The organism is Shewanella aegiceratis (assembly GCF_019457495.1).
GTDB classification, from domain to species: domain Bacteria; phylum Pseudomonadota; class Gammaproteobacteria; order Enterobacterales; family Shewanellaceae; genus Shewanella; species Shewanella loihica.
In genome coordinates, this window is sequence record NZ_CP080416.1 from 2,391,060 (window position 1) to 2,405,113 (window position 14,054).

General features: G+C 53.5%; 11 protein-coding genes and 2 tRNA genes. 5 read left to right on the plus strand and 8 right to left on the minus strand.

Going from position 1 to position 14,054, the window contains the following annotated elements; all coding sequences use genetic code 11:
- Positions 1 to 213: 213 nt before the first annotated feature.
- Positions 214 to 705: a peptide deformylase gene (gene def / locus K0H80_RS10715; protein ID WP_220071551.1), complete on the minus strand. Its 492-nt coding sequence runs from the start codon at positions 703 to 705 to the stop codon at positions 214 to 216.
- A gap of 179 nt (positions 706 to 884) precedes the next feature.
- Between def and K0H80_RS10720 the strand changes: the two genes are divergently transcribed.
- From K0H80_RS10720 to K0H80_RS10730, 3 genes are all read left to right on the plus strand, one after another.
- Positions 885 to 2,606, plus strand: a complete 1,722-nt coding sequence (locus K0H80_RS10720; RefSeq protein ID WP_220071552.1) for an MFS transporter — start codon at positions 885 to 887, stop codon at positions 2,604 to 2,606.
- A gap of 375 nt (positions 2,607 to 2,981) precedes the next feature.
- Entirely contained in the window at positions 2,982 to 3,308 is a 327-nt protein-coding gene (locus tag K0H80_RS10725; RefSeq protein WP_186300680.1) for an MGMT family protein, read from the plus strand.
- A 47-nt stretch (positions 3,309 to 3,355) separates the two neighbouring features.
- A complete protein-coding gene (locus tag K0H80_RS10730) occupies positions 3,356 to 4,159 on the plus strand; it encodes a DUF3108 domain-containing protein (protein ID WP_220071553.1) in 804 nt (267 codons plus the stop codon).
- A 257-nt stretch (positions 4,160 to 4,416) separates the two neighbouring features.
- On the opposite strand, the gene K0H80_RS10735 is transcribed toward K0H80_RS10730, so the two are convergent.
- Positions 4,417 to 5,202: a class II glutamine amidotransferase gene (locus tag K0H80_RS10735; protein WP_011865905.1), complete on the minus strand. Its 786-nt coding sequence runs from the start codon at positions 5,200 to 5,202 to the stop codon at positions 4,417 to 4,419.
- Between the two features lie 240 nt (positions 5,203 to 5,442).
- Here K0H80_RS10735 and fadE point away from each other — a divergent pair, with 240 nt between their 5' ends.
- Complete coding sequence (fadE, locus tag K0H80_RS10740) at positions 5,443 to 7,890, plus strand: acyl-CoA dehydrogenase FadE (RefSeq protein WP_220071554.1); 2,448 nt, start codon at positions 5,443 to 5,445, stop codon at positions 7,888 to 7,890.
- Positions 7,891 to 7,997: 107 nt separating this feature from the next.
- Here the strand turns inward: fadE and K0H80_RS10745 are convergent, their stop codons facing one another.
- From K0H80_RS10745 to dnaQ, 5 genes are all read right to left on the minus strand, one after another.
- Positions 7,998 to 9,929, minus strand: coding sequence for a cation:proton antiporter (locus tag K0H80_RS10745; RefSeq protein ID WP_220071555.1), 1,932 nt, complete (start codon positions 9,927 to 9,929; stop codon positions 7,998 to 8,000).
- A 416-nt stretch (positions 9,930 to 10,345) separates the two neighbouring features.
- Positions 10,346 to 10,422, minus strand: a tRNA-Asp gene (locus K0H80_RS10750).
- Positions 10,423 to 10,471: 49 nt separating this feature from the next.
- Positions 10,472 to 10,548 (minus strand) — tRNA-Asp (locus K0H80_RS10755).
- Positions 10,549 to 10,665: 117 nt separating this feature from the next.
- Entirely contained in the window at positions 10,666 to 11,988 is a 1,323-nt protein-coding gene (locus tag K0H80_RS10760; protein ID WP_220071556.1) for a TIGR03503 family protein, read from the minus strand.
- A 10-nt stretch (positions 11,989 to 11,998) separates the two neighbouring features.
- Positions 11,999 to 12,727, minus strand: coding sequence for a DNA polymerase III subunit epsilon (gene dnaQ / locus K0H80_RS10765; protein ID WP_220042563.1), 729 nt, complete (start codon positions 12,725 to 12,727; stop codon positions 11,999 to 12,001).
- A 68-nt stretch (positions 12,728 to 12,795) separates the two neighbouring features.
- Here dnaQ and rnhA point away from each other — a divergent pair, with 68 nt between their 5' ends.
- Positions 12,796 to 13,272, plus strand: a complete 477-nt coding sequence (rnhA, locus tag K0H80_RS10770) for a ribonuclease HI (protein WP_144204276.1) — start codon at positions 12,796 to 12,798, stop codon at positions 13,270 to 13,272.
- 44 nt (positions 13,273 to 13,316) lie between these two features.
- On the opposite strand, the gene K0H80_RS10775 is transcribed toward rnhA, so the two are convergent.
- Entirely contained in the window at positions 13,317 to 14,039 is a 723-nt protein-coding gene (locus tag K0H80_RS10775; RefSeq protein WP_011865911.1) for a methyltransferase domain-containing protein, read from the minus strand.
- Positions 14,040 to 14,054 lie beyond the last annotated feature (15 nt).

Below are 14,054 nucleotides of genomic sequence, written 5' to 3' on the forward strand. Positions count from 1 at the left end.
GACGTCCGAGCAACACTCAACAGAAATATCGCACAAATACTGTATATAAATACAGTATATTTATAAATTGGCAGATCGCAAGCAGAGAAACCTAAGATTGGAGTGGAAGATCATGTCAAAGCATCGAGCCAGTAAGCGGCAGACAGGCACAAAAAAACCACCCTAGGGTGGTTTCATTGGTTATCGATTATCGCTATTGATTAGCAGTATAGATTAGCGATATTTCTTTACCTTCTTGAGTGCTATCTGCTGCTTGAGGGTCGACAGATGCTCGATAAAGACCTTGCCATCGAGATGATCCATCTCGTGTTGCAGCACGATAGCCAGGAAGTCATCGCTCTCGATCTCAAAGGCCTCACCCTCACGGTTAAGCGCCTTGACCTTCACCTTCTCGAAGCGTGTCACCTTGGCGCGGTAGCCAGGAATTGAGAGACATCCCTCCTCACCGACGATCTCGCCCGAACGCTCGACGAACTCAGGGTTGATCACCACCATGGGCTGATCGCGATCCTCAGACAGATCGATCACTAAGATGGCGTGTTCGCTGCCCACCTGGGTAGCGGCGAGCCCTATGCCATCGTCTGTGTGGTACATGGTTTCGATAAGATCATCGATAAAACCTTGCACGGCGGCAATGTCTTCTACGGGCTTGGCCTTACGTTTCAGGCGCTCATCGGGAATGGTCAATATATCGAGTACAGGCATAGTCTCAGGTTCTGATTAATCAAATTAGGCATATAAAGTGGCGCCATTATGACCGAAATCACATTAAAGGCAACCGCAATCGGGTTTTCCCTTCAGGCCAGGCCATGCCGCCGACTTGTATTTCATCGCTCAAGTCGATAGCATGACCAGACAAATGTATACAATATACGAGAATAATAATGACGACCCCTACACGTACCCCATTGCCCAGTACCTTTTATGTGGCCAACACCATGGAGATCTTCGAGCGTCTCGCCTGGTATGGCTTCTTTACCCTCTCCTCCCTCTATATGACCTCTCCCGCCCATCAAGGCGGCTTAGGCTTTAGCGAACAGGAGCGTGGCCTGTTGCAGGGAATGATCCCCTTCTTTCTCTACCTGTTTCCTGTACTTACCGGCGCCCTGGCCGATCGGTATGGCTACCGTAAGATGTTTCTGATCGCCTACGCCATCATGTGCCCCAGCTATTTCCTCCTGGGTCAGGTGAGCAGCTTTAGCGGCTTCTTCATCGCCTTCATGGGGGTCGCCATCGGCGCGGCCTGCTTTAAACCTGTGGTGACTGGCACTGTGGCGCGCACCACAGATCACACCAACCGCGGCCTGGGTTTTGGCATCTTCTATATGATGGTCAATGTGGGCGGCTTCCTCGGCCCCTTCATCGCAGGTTATGTCCGCGCCATCAGCTGGGACTGGGTCTTCATCATGTCGGCGATCTGGATAGGCATTAACTTCATACCGGCGACCTTCTTCTATCGCGAGCCGACGGATCCCCACCAGCAACGAGGCAAGCCGCTGTCTCAGGTGTTGAGAGACATCCAAGAGGTGCTGGGCAATGCCCGTTTCGCCCTGCTGTTTTTCGGCACCTTAGTGATCCTGCTCTCCTACGGCGCCAAGTGGATCAGTGGCGAGCAGTGCCTCACCATCTATCTGGTGTGGTTTAGTCTGCATTTTCTCTGGAACACGCTGGCCAAGTCAGACAAGCAACTGCCCTGGTATAAGCAGAAGATCGCCCTGGGCAACAAACCCTTCGTGATCTACCTGCTTATCCTCTCCGGTTTCTGGATGGTCTACCAGCAGATCTTCATCACCCTACCCATCTATATCCGTGACTTTGTCGATACCTCAGACCTGGTCGCTATGCTCGCCCCCTGGCCAGGATTGCTCGACTTCTTCGCCCTCGTAGATATCTCTCTGCTCAGCGACGAGCTACTGAGCGCGGCAAAAGCCTACACCACCGGGAGTCTGAGTCTGTCAGAGGCCTACTTCGACTTGGTACATGCCAAGGTGATGATCCCAAAGGAGGAGCTGGGCGCAGCCCTTGGCGCAATCGCGCAAAGCCCGGAGCTGGCGAGTCAATATAGCCAGCAGTTCGCCCAGCAGTATCGTCAGGTGAACCCAGAATACCTTATCGGCTTGAACTTTCTCTCGATCGTGCTGATGCAGGTGATGGTGAGTCGCATCGCCGAGCGCTTCAGTCCACTACCCGTACTGGTGGCTGGCACACTCATCCTGGCACTGGGCACGGCACTTGGCGGACTGGCTCATGGCATACTCATGGGCGGCGCCATGGTGCTTACCTCTATCCTGGTCTTCTCCATTGGCGAGATGGTGGCATCACCTAAGAGCCAGGAATATGTGGCTAGCTTCGCGCCGCAGGATAAGAAGGCGATGTTCATGGGCTACTATTTCGTCTCATCGGCCATCGGCTTCCTGCTGGCGGGCCCGCTATCGGGTTACCTCTACGCCGAAGTGGCTAAGGGCGCCGGGCAGCCTGCCCTGATGTGGTACATCATAGGCGGCTTCGGCCTGCTGGCCGCCATAGGCCTGGTACTGTTTCACCGCTTTGGTGCCAAACAGGCGTTATCACAGGCGCAGCCAACCGCCTTGGGCGCGCAAGGCTAGCGAAACCGCCGCTTTACACAGATAAGTAAACAGACAGTTGAACAGACAGGCCAAGCGACAAGAACCTGTCTGTTCTTTTGCCCCTGCAAACCCATAGCCTCGGCTTTTTCACCTCACTTACCCATTTCGCCGCTCAGGCTCTCGGATAGATTGACTCTCCTTTTAACCTTAGAAATTATAAAAAATCTGGTTTACTATCAGAACATAGCCTTAAGCTAGACAGAGGCGTGCTTAAGTTAAGCGCACTGAATTAAGCGCATTGAGCTAAACACTTTGAGTTAAACACTCTGGGCTTAAACAATAGATCACTAACCTAATAAACAGATGCCTTAGGGCCAAAACGGAGAACGCGTGGATCAGACACAGTTATCGCCCATGGCCAAGATATGGCATGTGATTGCCCTGATCCCCGAGGGGAAGGTCAGTTCCTATGGCAAGATAGCCGATCTCGCGGGGCTGCCCGGACGGGCACGCTACGTCTCCCGCGCCCTCAAAATGGCGCCCGATACATTGGAGCTTCCCTGGCATAGGGTGATCAACAGCCAAGGCAAAATCGCCTTTCCCGAGACCAGCCCCCATTTTATCGAGCAGATGCAGAGATTAAGAAGTGAAGCGATAGAAGTGAACCGAGGTAGGGTTAAGCTGTCCAAGTATGAGTGGCAGCCGGATCTGGCGACCCTAGTGTTTGCATTACCCTTTTAACCTTTAGTTACCGGGAGAAGGCCTTGTCGATATTCAAATCCGCATTCATGATTTCATCTTTCTGTGCCATTGCCCTTACCGCACAGGCCGATGAATACCCTTTGACCCCCCACACGGCCGAGTATCAGGTGAACTACGGCAGCATAGAGCTGGGTAAGGCGCGCTATCAACTGCCGGCGCCTCAGGGCAACTTATACCAATACCGTTTTGACAGCGACGTCAGCCTCTTGATGCTGTGGGATAAACGCACCGTCATCAGCACCTTCAGCAAGGAGGGAGAGCAGCTTATTCCCATGCGTTTCACCCATAATCGCAGCGGTACCGGCTCCGACTATCAGGAGCAATCCGCCTATGTGCTGGATCAGAAACTGGTGCACAGCCGCTACAAGGATGAGCGGGCTAAGTTTCCCTATACCCCGGATCTCTTCGACCCCTTGATGGTTCAGCTGCAGTTTAGGCTAGATATCATGAAGGGCAGCAATAAGCTGCACTACAAGATGCTCAAGAGCGGCGAGATCGATGAGTATGACTTTAAGGTGGTCGGTAAGGAGCGCATGATGATTTCCAGTGGCACCTATGAGACGGTCAAGATAGAGGTGGTGCGGGACAACGATAAACGCCAAACCTTTTTCTGGATGTCACCCGAGCTCGGCTATCTTCCCGTCAGGCTCACCCACTTCGAGAAGGGCAGCAAACAGCTGGATATCACCCTGCTTAATTATCAGTACAGCGAGCCGACCATGGCACAAACCAGCGAGCAGACAAATAAACAGGCGAGTAAACAGGCGAATCAACAGACAGGTGAACAGACCAAGGCCCTCGCAGACAGACAGAACCAGTCTCAGCCATAAAACGTCAACCGTAGAAAGTCAGCCATAAAAAGTCGGCCATGAAAATCAGACATAGACTGAATTACTTGTCTGAATCACTCGCACATTCTGCCCGAAGGATTGGCGTTACCAACATCAGCATTAAAAAGGGGCCTTAGGCCCCTTCTCTTTTTCCACAGTTTACAACTAACCGTTTGCTTGGCTTAAGCCTTTTAACTTAAGCCCTTTTAACCTACGCTCGCTTGGCTTCAGCTCTCATGACTTCAACTCTCTTGGCTTCAGCCTTCTTGAGTTAAAACAAGCTCGCCCCGGGCAAACAGCTTCCACTCTCCGGGCTTAAGAATATGCCAGTCTTCATTATCGGTCAGCGGCCTGGTCGCGATCACGGTGACGATATCGTTGGGCGTGGTCTCCTTGTCGAAATCGATCACCACGTCGGTATCGATAAGCTTGGCCTTACCAAAGGGGGCCCGGCGGGTAATGTGGCACAGGTTATTGCTGCAATAGCTCATCAGGTGCTCACCATCGCTCAAGATCATGTTAAACACCCCAAGGGCGCGGATCTCATCGGCCAAGGTGGCGATAAACCGATAAACGGGCAGCAGATCTGCAGGCGCCTGATCGCCGAAGCGCTCCACCACCTTCTCTAAAATCCAGCAAAACGCCAGTTCGCTGTCGGTGTCACCCACAGGCTGATAACGGCGCACCGCAAATTTTTGCTGATAATCGCTAAGCTGACCATTATGGGCATAGGTCCAGTAGCGTCCCCATAACTCACGGGTGAAGGGATGGGTATTTTCCAGCGACACACAGCCGCGATTGGCCTGGCGGATATGACTGACCACCACTTCACTCTTGATAGGGTAAGACTTGATCAACTGCGCCACATGAGACTCGCTGCTGGGGCAGGCATCCTTGAAGGTGCGGCTGCCCTTACCTTCATAGAAGGTGATTCCCCAACCATCGACATGGGGACCTGTGACGCCACCACGCTCTGCCAGCCCGGTAAAACTAAACACGATATCCGTGGGCACATTGGCACTCATGGCCAGCAACTCACACATAAACAGACACCTTAACTCTAAATTGCTTATCTTATTTAATTCTAACGACTTGACCCAATTTGTGGAATCCTCGCCTCAACAAAAAAGTTAAACAATTGTTTGAAAAATGCTTGTATAAAACCCGCCATAGGGTTAGATTTTATGCGACACAGGTCTGACCAGCATCTATAATTGTGATTATGGTCATATAAAAAATGCTGACATAGAGCAGCTTTCGGTCGCTATTGAAGGAGAATTACCGTGACTAGCTTACTTTGGATTTTTGTGATGCTCTTTGCGTTAGGCGCCTTAGCCTACCTTAGAGTATCCCTGCTGACCTCGACCATCATCGCGGCTATCGTGATGGCACTGGGCACAGCAACCGCGAGCATTTCCCCCCTTGCCTGGCTGGTCTTTCTGGCCATCGCCCTACCGCTTAACATAGGCGCCTTCAGAAAAAGCGTGATCACCCGTCCGCTGCTGAAACTCTATAAAGGGATCATGCCGGAGATGTCTTCCACCGAAAAAGAAGCGATCGAAGCCGGTACCACCTGGTGGGAAGCGGATCTCTTTGCCGGTAAGCCTAACTGGAAGAAGCTGCATAACTACCCTGTCGCCCGTCTGACCGCCGAAGAGCAGGCCTTTATCGAGGGACCGGTTGAGGAAGTGTGTAAGATGCTCAACCAGCATCAGGTTTCTCATCAGCTCGGCGATCTGCCAGAGTCTATCTGGCAATACCTCAAAGACAACGGCTTCTTCGCCATGATCATCAAGAAGAAGTACGGTGGTCTGGAATTCTCTGCCTATGCCCAGTCTCGCGTACTGCAAAAGCTGGCGGGCGTCTCTAGCGAGCTGGCCTCAACGGTTGGCGTGCCTAACTCTCTCGGTCCCGGCGAGTTGCTACAACACTATGGTACCCCGGCGCAGCAAGATCATTATCTGCCTCGCCTGGCCAAAGGCCTGGAAGTTCCCTGTTTCGCCCTCACCAGCCCTGAAGCGGGTTCGGATGCCGGCGCCATCCCTGACTTTGGTATCGTCTGTAAAGGCCAATGGCAAGGCGAAGAAGTGCTGGGGATGAAACTGACCTGGAACAAGCGCTATATCACCCTGGCGCCGGTTGCGACCGTGCTGGGTCTGGCGTTTAAGCTGCAAGATCCCAACAAACTGCTGGGCGACAAAGAAGAGCTAGGCATCACCTGTGCCCTGATCCCAACGGATGTGCCTGGCGTCGAAACCGGTCGTCGTCACTTCCCGCTTAACTGTATGTTCCAAAATGGTCCGACACGCGGCAACGAAGTGTTCGTTCCGCTGGACTTTATCATAGGTGGTCCAGAGATGGCCGGCCAGGGCTGGCGGATGCTGGTCGAGTGTCTCTCGGTTGGACGTGGTATCACACTCCCTTCTAACTCGGCCGGCGGCATCAAAACTGCGGCGGTGGCCACAGGCGCCTACGCCCGCATTCGTCGTCAATTCAAGCTACCTATCGGTAAGCTGGAAGGTATCGAAGAGCCAATGGCACGCATCGGCGGCAACGCCTATCTGATGGATGCGGTCACAACCCTGACCACCACAGGTATCGATCTTGGCGAGAAGCCTTCGGTGATCTCGGCCATCGTTAAGTATCACCTGACCGACAGAATGCAGAAATGCGTCATTGACGCCATGGACATTCACGGTGGTAAGGGCGTGTGTCTGGGCGAGAACAACTACCTGGGCCGAGGCTATCAGGCGGCGCCTATCGCCATTACCGTTGAAGGGGCTAACATTCTGACCCGCTCTATGATCATCTATGGTCAAGGGGCGATCCGTTGCCATCCTTACGTACTGGCCGAAATGGAAGCGGCGTTTGATCCTGACATGCACAAGTCACTGAATGACTTCGACTCAGCCCTGTTCGGCCATATCGGCTTCACCACCAGCAACCTGGTGCGTAGCTTCTGGCTGGGCTTGACCTCGAGCTACTTCTCGAACAGCCCATACAAGGACAAGACTAAGCGTTACTATCAGCACATGAACCGCTTCAGTGCTAACCTGGCCTTGCTATCGGATCTGGCCATGGCAACCCTTGGTGGCGGCCTCAAGCGTAAAGAGCGCGTCTCTGCCCGTCTTGGCGATCTGCTAAGTCAGCTGTATTTGGCCTCGGCGACCCTGAAGCGTTATCAGGACGAAGGCCGTCAGAGTGAAGATCTTGTGCTAGTACAATGGGCGGTTGAAGATGCCCTCTACAAGCTGCAAGACTCGCTGGACGATCTGCTCAACAACTTCCCGATGGGACTGGGCCGCGTGCTAAGAGTCATCCTCTTCCCATTTGGTCGTCCACTGAAGCGTCCAAGCGATGTGCTGGATCATAAGGTGGCTAAGATCATGCAAACCCCTTGTGCCAGCCGTGATCGTCTGGGTAAAGGCCAGTTCTGGACACCGTCTCCATTCAACGCCGTTGGTATTCAGGAGCAGACGTTTAAGGACATTCTGGCCTGTGAACCGCTGCACGATAAGATCTGCAAGGCAACCGGTAAACGCCACCCCTTCATGTGGCTGGATAAGTTAGCCGCCGAGGGTAAGGCGCAGGGGATCTTGAGCGATGAGGAAGTAGCACTGCTCGAGCGCGCCGAAATTGGCCGCATGAAGTCAATCAATGTCGATGACTTCGACCCAGCCGAGCTCAGAGCGCAGACCCTAAACGATGAGACTCAACATCAGGCCGCCTGAACTCGAGGCGATAACTGATTCGTAAAAAAAGGAGGCAATCGCCTCCTTTTTTATCTCCTAAAACTGCCAACGCTAATATTCAAGCGATAAAGATTAACGCTAAAACATTAACCTGCCGCTTTCTCGTCGGACGTCACGGCAGACAGCTGCTGACTGCTTTTACTTTCCTGATTCCCATCAACTGACGTAGAAGGCACACATTCACCGTCTTCAAGGGACGCTGCCACCTTCTTCTCGTCGGCCAGCAGCGCCTCATTGAGCGCCTCCTCGGATAGTAGGCTGATAAGCTCTATGCCCACCGGCAAGTCATCCACCGCCTGGGTAATAAGCTTCACCTTACCCTCTTGCAGATAGATGAGCGGCAAGGCACCTTCGCCGTAGCGCTGCTTAAAATCGGCAAAGCTAAAGTTCTCCGTCAGGCTGGTACTCTTGATCTTACCACCCTTGGCAATAGTGCTGGCGAGCCTTGCATAGGTAACATTGTCACCAAACAGGCACAGACGCTTTAAATATGACTCGGACAACTGATGGCGGGCGCTGTTACCCTCGCCGCTTCCCAGGCCAAACACCTTATTCTTGCCGAGAATATCTTGAAAATGAAAAGTCACCAGCGGATTGAGCTGACGATAGGGAGACAAGACCAGGAGGCGACCCAATCCCGTCATATCCAGCGCGTTATCGGCATGCTCTGAGGCCGGGTTACCAAAGTACACGGGAATATTATCCATGCGCGATAAACGTATATTATCCCAGTTGTTATCTGCCAAGACCACGGACACATTCTTTTGAATCAGCACCTTAGCCAGCTCTCTGGCAAACTTGGAGGCGCCAAAAATCAGCAGCCCCTGAGCGGAACCCGCCTTCACCCCCAAGAACCGCGCCCAGGCACCGGCCGTGAGGCTCTGAGAAACCACTGTGCCTATGATGATTAAAAACACCAGCGGCACTATCTTGTCGGCCCCCGCCACCCCGAGTCGCTCAAGCTTGATGGCAAACAGTGAAGACACCGCCGCCGCGACTATCCCCCGCGGAGCCACCCAGCTGAGAAACCATTTATCGGCGCGAGGCAGCGAGGTGCCCACGGCGCAGCACCAGACACTTAATGGTCTGGCGACAAACATCACCACCAGCAAAAGCGCCAGCCCCTGCCATCCCAGTTGCATTAGCGCGGTAGAGTCCAATCTGGCCGCTAACAGAATAAACAGGCCCGAGATGAAGAGTACGGTAAGCGTCTCCTTAAATTCGATGATCTCACCAATATCCACACCGCGCATATTCGCCAGCCAGATCCCCATCACGGTCACGGTAAGCAGGCCAGACTCTTCCTGCAGCAGGTTAGAGGCCACGAAGGCGCCGAGCATGATGGTGAGCACGGCGGTATTCTTAAGATAATGCGGCACCCAGGCGCGGCGCAGCATCACCCCTATGCCATAACCAAACAGGGCGCCAAGTCCCAGGCCGACACCCAGCATGGAAAACAGCGATAACAGCACATGACTGGCGGGCTCGGCGGCCACAGTCAAATATTCAAATACTAAGACGGCCAGCAAGGCGCCGATGGGGTCGATCACTATCCCTTCCCAGCGCAAAATACTGGCCAGTTGCGATTTTGGCTTGATGCTGCGCAGCATAGGCACGATCACCGTAGGGCCGGTCACCACTACCAGCGCGCCAAACAACATGGCCAGCTCCCAAGAGAACCCCATGATGAAGTGCGTCGCTACGCCGATACAGAGCCAGGTGACTAAGGTGCCGAGTGACACCAGATGGGTCACCATGCGGCCATGTTCGCGGATTTCGGAGAAATTGAGTGTCAGGGCACCTTCAAACAGGATCACCGCCACACCGAGGGAGATCACTGGAAACAGCAAATCGCCAAAAATGGCGTCGGGATCCAGCAAATTAAAAACTGGCCCCACCAACAGACCACAGAGCAGCAAGGGGAGAATCGCCGGCAGTCGCAGCCGCCAACCGAGCCACTGACACACGATTGACAAGATCCCCACTAACCCCAACATGGCCGTGATCTTTTCTACCATTATTTTTATCCTTAATGCGCTAAGGCTGACTCGTCCCAGTAACTAGCATGAGTATAGCCAAGACGGGCGACTAATATAGCACGCCTACTTTCCCTTTGTTTGCAAGATAACACTGTCAGCTCAAATGTATAGGACAACTGGATGCGAGCAGCGCAGTTTGGAGAGTCTGCTCCTTACAGAAACAAGATATTGGAAAGATTGCTCGTCCCTTCACCATTGAGACCTGAATCTTGTCGGAGAGTTGGACAGGACTCGAAATTGCGCCCTCCGGTATGACATGCCGCCATGGTTTCAAAAGCGCTAACTAACTGAGCTACAGTGCTTATCCTAAAACCCTGGTAATCTGGGACCTATGCAAATCAAAGAAAAATAGATACAAAAAAGCCCCGTCATTGCTGACGAGGCTTCGATGTAGTTGGCGGAGCGGACGGGACTCGAACCCGCGACCCCCGGCGTGACAGGCCGGTATTCTAACCAACTGAACTACCGCTCCTAAACTCGGATAAAACGCCTTGGCATCTCATCAAAATTAGGTACTTGACTGGCGGAGCGGACGGGACTCGAACCCGCGACCCCCGGCGTGACAGGCCGGTATTCTAACCAACTGAACTACCGCTCCACATCAAGTTGCGAAGGATAATACTTAGGCCACCTAGTCCCGTCAATAACTTTTTTCCTGAAACAAACTAATCAGTTAAAAATTCGCCAACCAAGCCTGATTATTCAACAAGAGCGGCTAGCTTTTCTCCGGCTCGGCGCCTTTTAGATCGTCCTCTTCCGGCATGGTCAGGTCGATCTCATCCAGGGTCGGCCCTATCTCCTTAGCCCGCTGCTCTTCGAGGCGCGCCGCGGTTACCGCCAGCGCCTGCTTAAGATTTTGTCGCTTGCGCCACACCAGTAGCGCCAGCGTGCCCAAGACCAAGAGGCTAAGGTTCACAGTAACTATCCAGAACATAGCATCATCTTTTGCCTTGGCCTCGGCTATAGCCGCCTTCTTGGCCGCTATGGCCGCCAGCTCTTCAGCCGTTGGCGGTGGCTCGGGTGGTGGAACCAGATTAAAGAACTTCTCAGGCAGAGTGAGCAGCACCTCGCGCCCGGAGACAGAGGTGGCCGCCGCAATCCCCTTGATTCGATAACTGCCGAACTCAGACACCTGAGGCAGGGTCAACTGCATACGCTTATCGGTAACACTTTGTACAGGGAGGGTCAGCTGCAGCCCGGCGGGGCCGACTAATTCAAATTCGAAATGGGTGTTTGCCAGCTGCAACTGCTCATCATCGACAATCACCTCCACCTGCCAGCGGCCTTTAAGGTGATCCTTCGGGGCGATGACAGAGAGAGAAACCGGCATAGGCAACAAGACGATGTCGCCACCAACCTCGCGGCTAAAGGTGTTGTTCTTGGCGCTGACCAGAAAACGATAGTGGCCCCAGGGCTGATTGAGGTTGATATCGGCGGTAAAGATGCCATCGTCGGGGGCGCCATCCAAACCTTCGCCGTTATCCTTATAGCTGCCGACGATTAGGGTACCGGCGGCAAAGTTCTCGTCCCCGGGTCTGTGCTCACTGATAAACTTCGCCGTCCAGTCCACCAAATAGTCCAGTCCAGGCATGCGCATGCGCTGCTCGTCGCCTAACAGCTTGGCGGTTACCTTGATTCGCTCACCCTGATAGAGCGGCTGTGGCATGGGGTCGACCTCGATCCCCAGCTTGGAGACCTTATCGATTTTAGAGCCCTTAGCGACCTTACCCAGCAGCTGCCAAGGCCCAGGCATGGGAGATTTGATGGTGATGATGTCGCCGCTTAAGCCATCGACCCACTGCACCGACTCTGGATGGCGCGAGACATACCACTTGCTGCCGTCGGGCAGCACGATGATCACAGGCGCGCTGCCATAGTCGCGCTGCACAAACAGGGTCAGCTCATCGACCATATGATCGATCCTGAAACGGTTTTTAAGCTCGCTCGCCTGGGATGATGGCACGACCTGGGCCGTAGCATTCAAAGTAAGCAGCAATAATCCTGAGGTGAAAATCGCGCGTAGCAGCCAATTTCTCATAGGATGACGTTTATCCTCGCCAAATACATTGTCCTGATTTTTCGACTAAATCTAATCTTTGCTCATGCATATTCAATTCATCGGCCGATGCGCCAATCACTTTAAGATTTGGACGATTATTTGCGAGACGTATGATGCCGCCACTCTCCTGTCCCGGCTTCTCATTTGAGAGTTCAAACTTGGTCTGTCCCCCCGTCATGATGAGGTATACATCGGCCAGGATCTCGGCATCCAACAATGCCCCGTGGAGTTCGCGGCGCGAGTTATCTATGCCGTAACGCTTACACAGGGCGTCCAGGTTATTCTTCTGGCCTGGATGAAGAAACTTGGCGATCTCCAGCGAGTCCAGCACCTGACAGATATCTGTGGTTTTGGGTCCCCTGGGGGTGAGCAGCGAAAACTCATGGTCCATGAAGCTCACGTCGAAGTTCGCGTTGTGTGCCACAATCTCGGCGCCATCGATAAACTCGAGGAAGGCTGGGGCTATCTGAGCAAACACAGGCTTATCGGCCACAAACTCGTTGGTGATACCGTGCACCGTGATCGCCTCTTCGTCGATCGCCTGCATCGGATTGATATATTCGTGAAAATGGCGACCGGTCAGCTTACGGTTAATCACCTCGACACAGCCTATCTCAATAATACGATGGCCAAAATAGACGGCACCGGCCCCCTGGTTCATACCCGTGGTTTCGGTATCGAGAATCACTTGGCGCTTAGCATTGGAGATGATATTCATATAATTACACGCTTTTACAAAAAAATATTGGGTATACTGCAGTCCTATTTGGCTATGGTAGCAACTTGATGCACGGACTGAAACAACTCTTAATCTTTACCGATGGTTCTTGCCTGGGCAATCCGGGTCCCGGCGGCTATGGTGTGGTGATGAAATATAAGGCCCACGTGAAGGAACTCAGCGGCGGCTTTGCCTTGACCACCAACAACCGCATGGAACTCCTGGCCCCGATCATGGCGCTGGAGGCGCTCAAGGAGCCCTGTCAGATCATTCTCACCAGCGACAGCCAATATATGCGCCAGGGGATCACCCAATGGATCCATGGCTGGAAGAAGCGCGGCTGGCTCACCGCAGCCAAGGAGCCGGTGAAAAATGTCGACCTCTGGCAGCGCCTGGATGCCGCCACCAGTGAGCATAAGATAGACTGGCGCTGGGTGAAGGGTCACGCGGGTCATATCGAAAATGAGCGCTGCGATACCCTGGCACGAGAAGCCGCCGAGGCTGGGCCGAGTGAGGTAGATACCGGCTATCAGGCGAAAGGCTAAAACTTAACACCTAATTAATTAACACCTAACTAATTAACGCCTCATTACTTAAGCTTAAACTGCTTGACCCTTCCCGCAGTTGGCGCGGTAGACCATTTAGGCTGACGCACCTTCTGCCTGTCCAGAATTGGCGTCATGGGGGAGTCTAACTTGCGAGCCACCAGAATATAGACACTGCCACTGCCAGGCAGCCAGGCCTGCAGCGCATGTTGCCAGATGGAGTCGCCGCGGATCTCACTGAGCAGATGATGGTAGACCAAACGCTCATCACCCACCACCTGATAGCCCAGCAGACCGAGCCAGTCCTTGACCCTAGCGGGGGTAAAGAAACGGCCGCTCCAGGGGAGCTTTTCCTGACGACTGGGGAGCATCTTACCGAAGAAAGCCGGGCTCAGGGGGTTAAAACCTATGATAAACAGGTAGCCGCCAGAGATAAGTACCCGGTCGGTTTCGCGCAGCACGCTATAGGGATTGGCCTCAAAATCGAGCAACATGGAACAGACCACGGCGTCGATCACCCCATTTTGAATCGGCAGTTGGGAATACTCTCCCTGCAGGCAACACAAGGCAGACTCACACAGAGAAAACTCACGGCCGATAGGCAGGTTAGGCTTCTCAAGCGCATGACTGAGGGGCCCCATGCAGAGCATATGATAGCCAAACACCTTGGGCCACCAGGGCATCAACTTATCCTCGATGGCCTCTTGCAGCCACAAGCCGTTAGGCAACTCCTGCCAAGCCTGGGGTTTTATCACATTAAAGGACACTGGCCACTCCGCGAC

What these genes read in the sequence shown, in the direction of transcription:
- K0H80_RS10725 (WP_186300680.1), top strand. Translation starts at nt 2,982, where the DNA reads ATGGCCAAGATATGGCATGTGATTGCCCTGATCCCCGAGGGGAAGGTC.
- K0H80_RS10735 (WP_011865905.1), bottom strand. Translation starts at nt 5,202, where the DNA reads ATGTGTGAGTTGCTGGCCATGAGTGCCAATGTGCCCACGGATATCGTG.
- K0H80_RS10720 (WP_220071552.1), top strand. Translation starts at nt 885, where the DNA reads ATGACGACCCCTACACGTACCCCATTGCCCAGTACCTTTTATGTGGCC.
- K0H80_RS10745 (WP_220071555.1), bottom strand. Translation starts at nt 9,929, where the DNA reads ATGGTAGAAAAGATCACGGCCATGTTGGGGTTAGTGGGGATCTTGTCA.
- K0H80_RS10760 (WP_220071556.1), bottom strand. Translation starts at nt 11,988, where the DNA reads ATGAGAAATTGGCTGCTACGCGCGATTTTCACCTCAGGATTATTGCTG.
- def (WP_220071551.1), bottom strand. Translation starts at nt 705, where the DNA reads ATGCCTGTACTCGATATATTGACCATTCCCGATGAGCGCCTGAAACGT.
- rnhA (WP_144204276.1), top strand. Translation starts at nt 12,796, where the DNA reads ATGCACGGACTGAAACAACTCTTAATCTTTACCGATGGTTCTTGCCTG.
- K0H80_RS10730 (WP_220071553.1), top strand. Translation starts at nt 3,356, where the DNA reads ATGATTTCATCTTTCTGTGCCATTGCCCTTACCGCACAGGCCGATGAA.
- dnaQ (WP_220042563.1), bottom strand. Translation starts at nt 12,727, where the DNA reads ATGAATATCATCTCCAATGCTAAGCGCCAAGTGATTCTCGATACCGAA.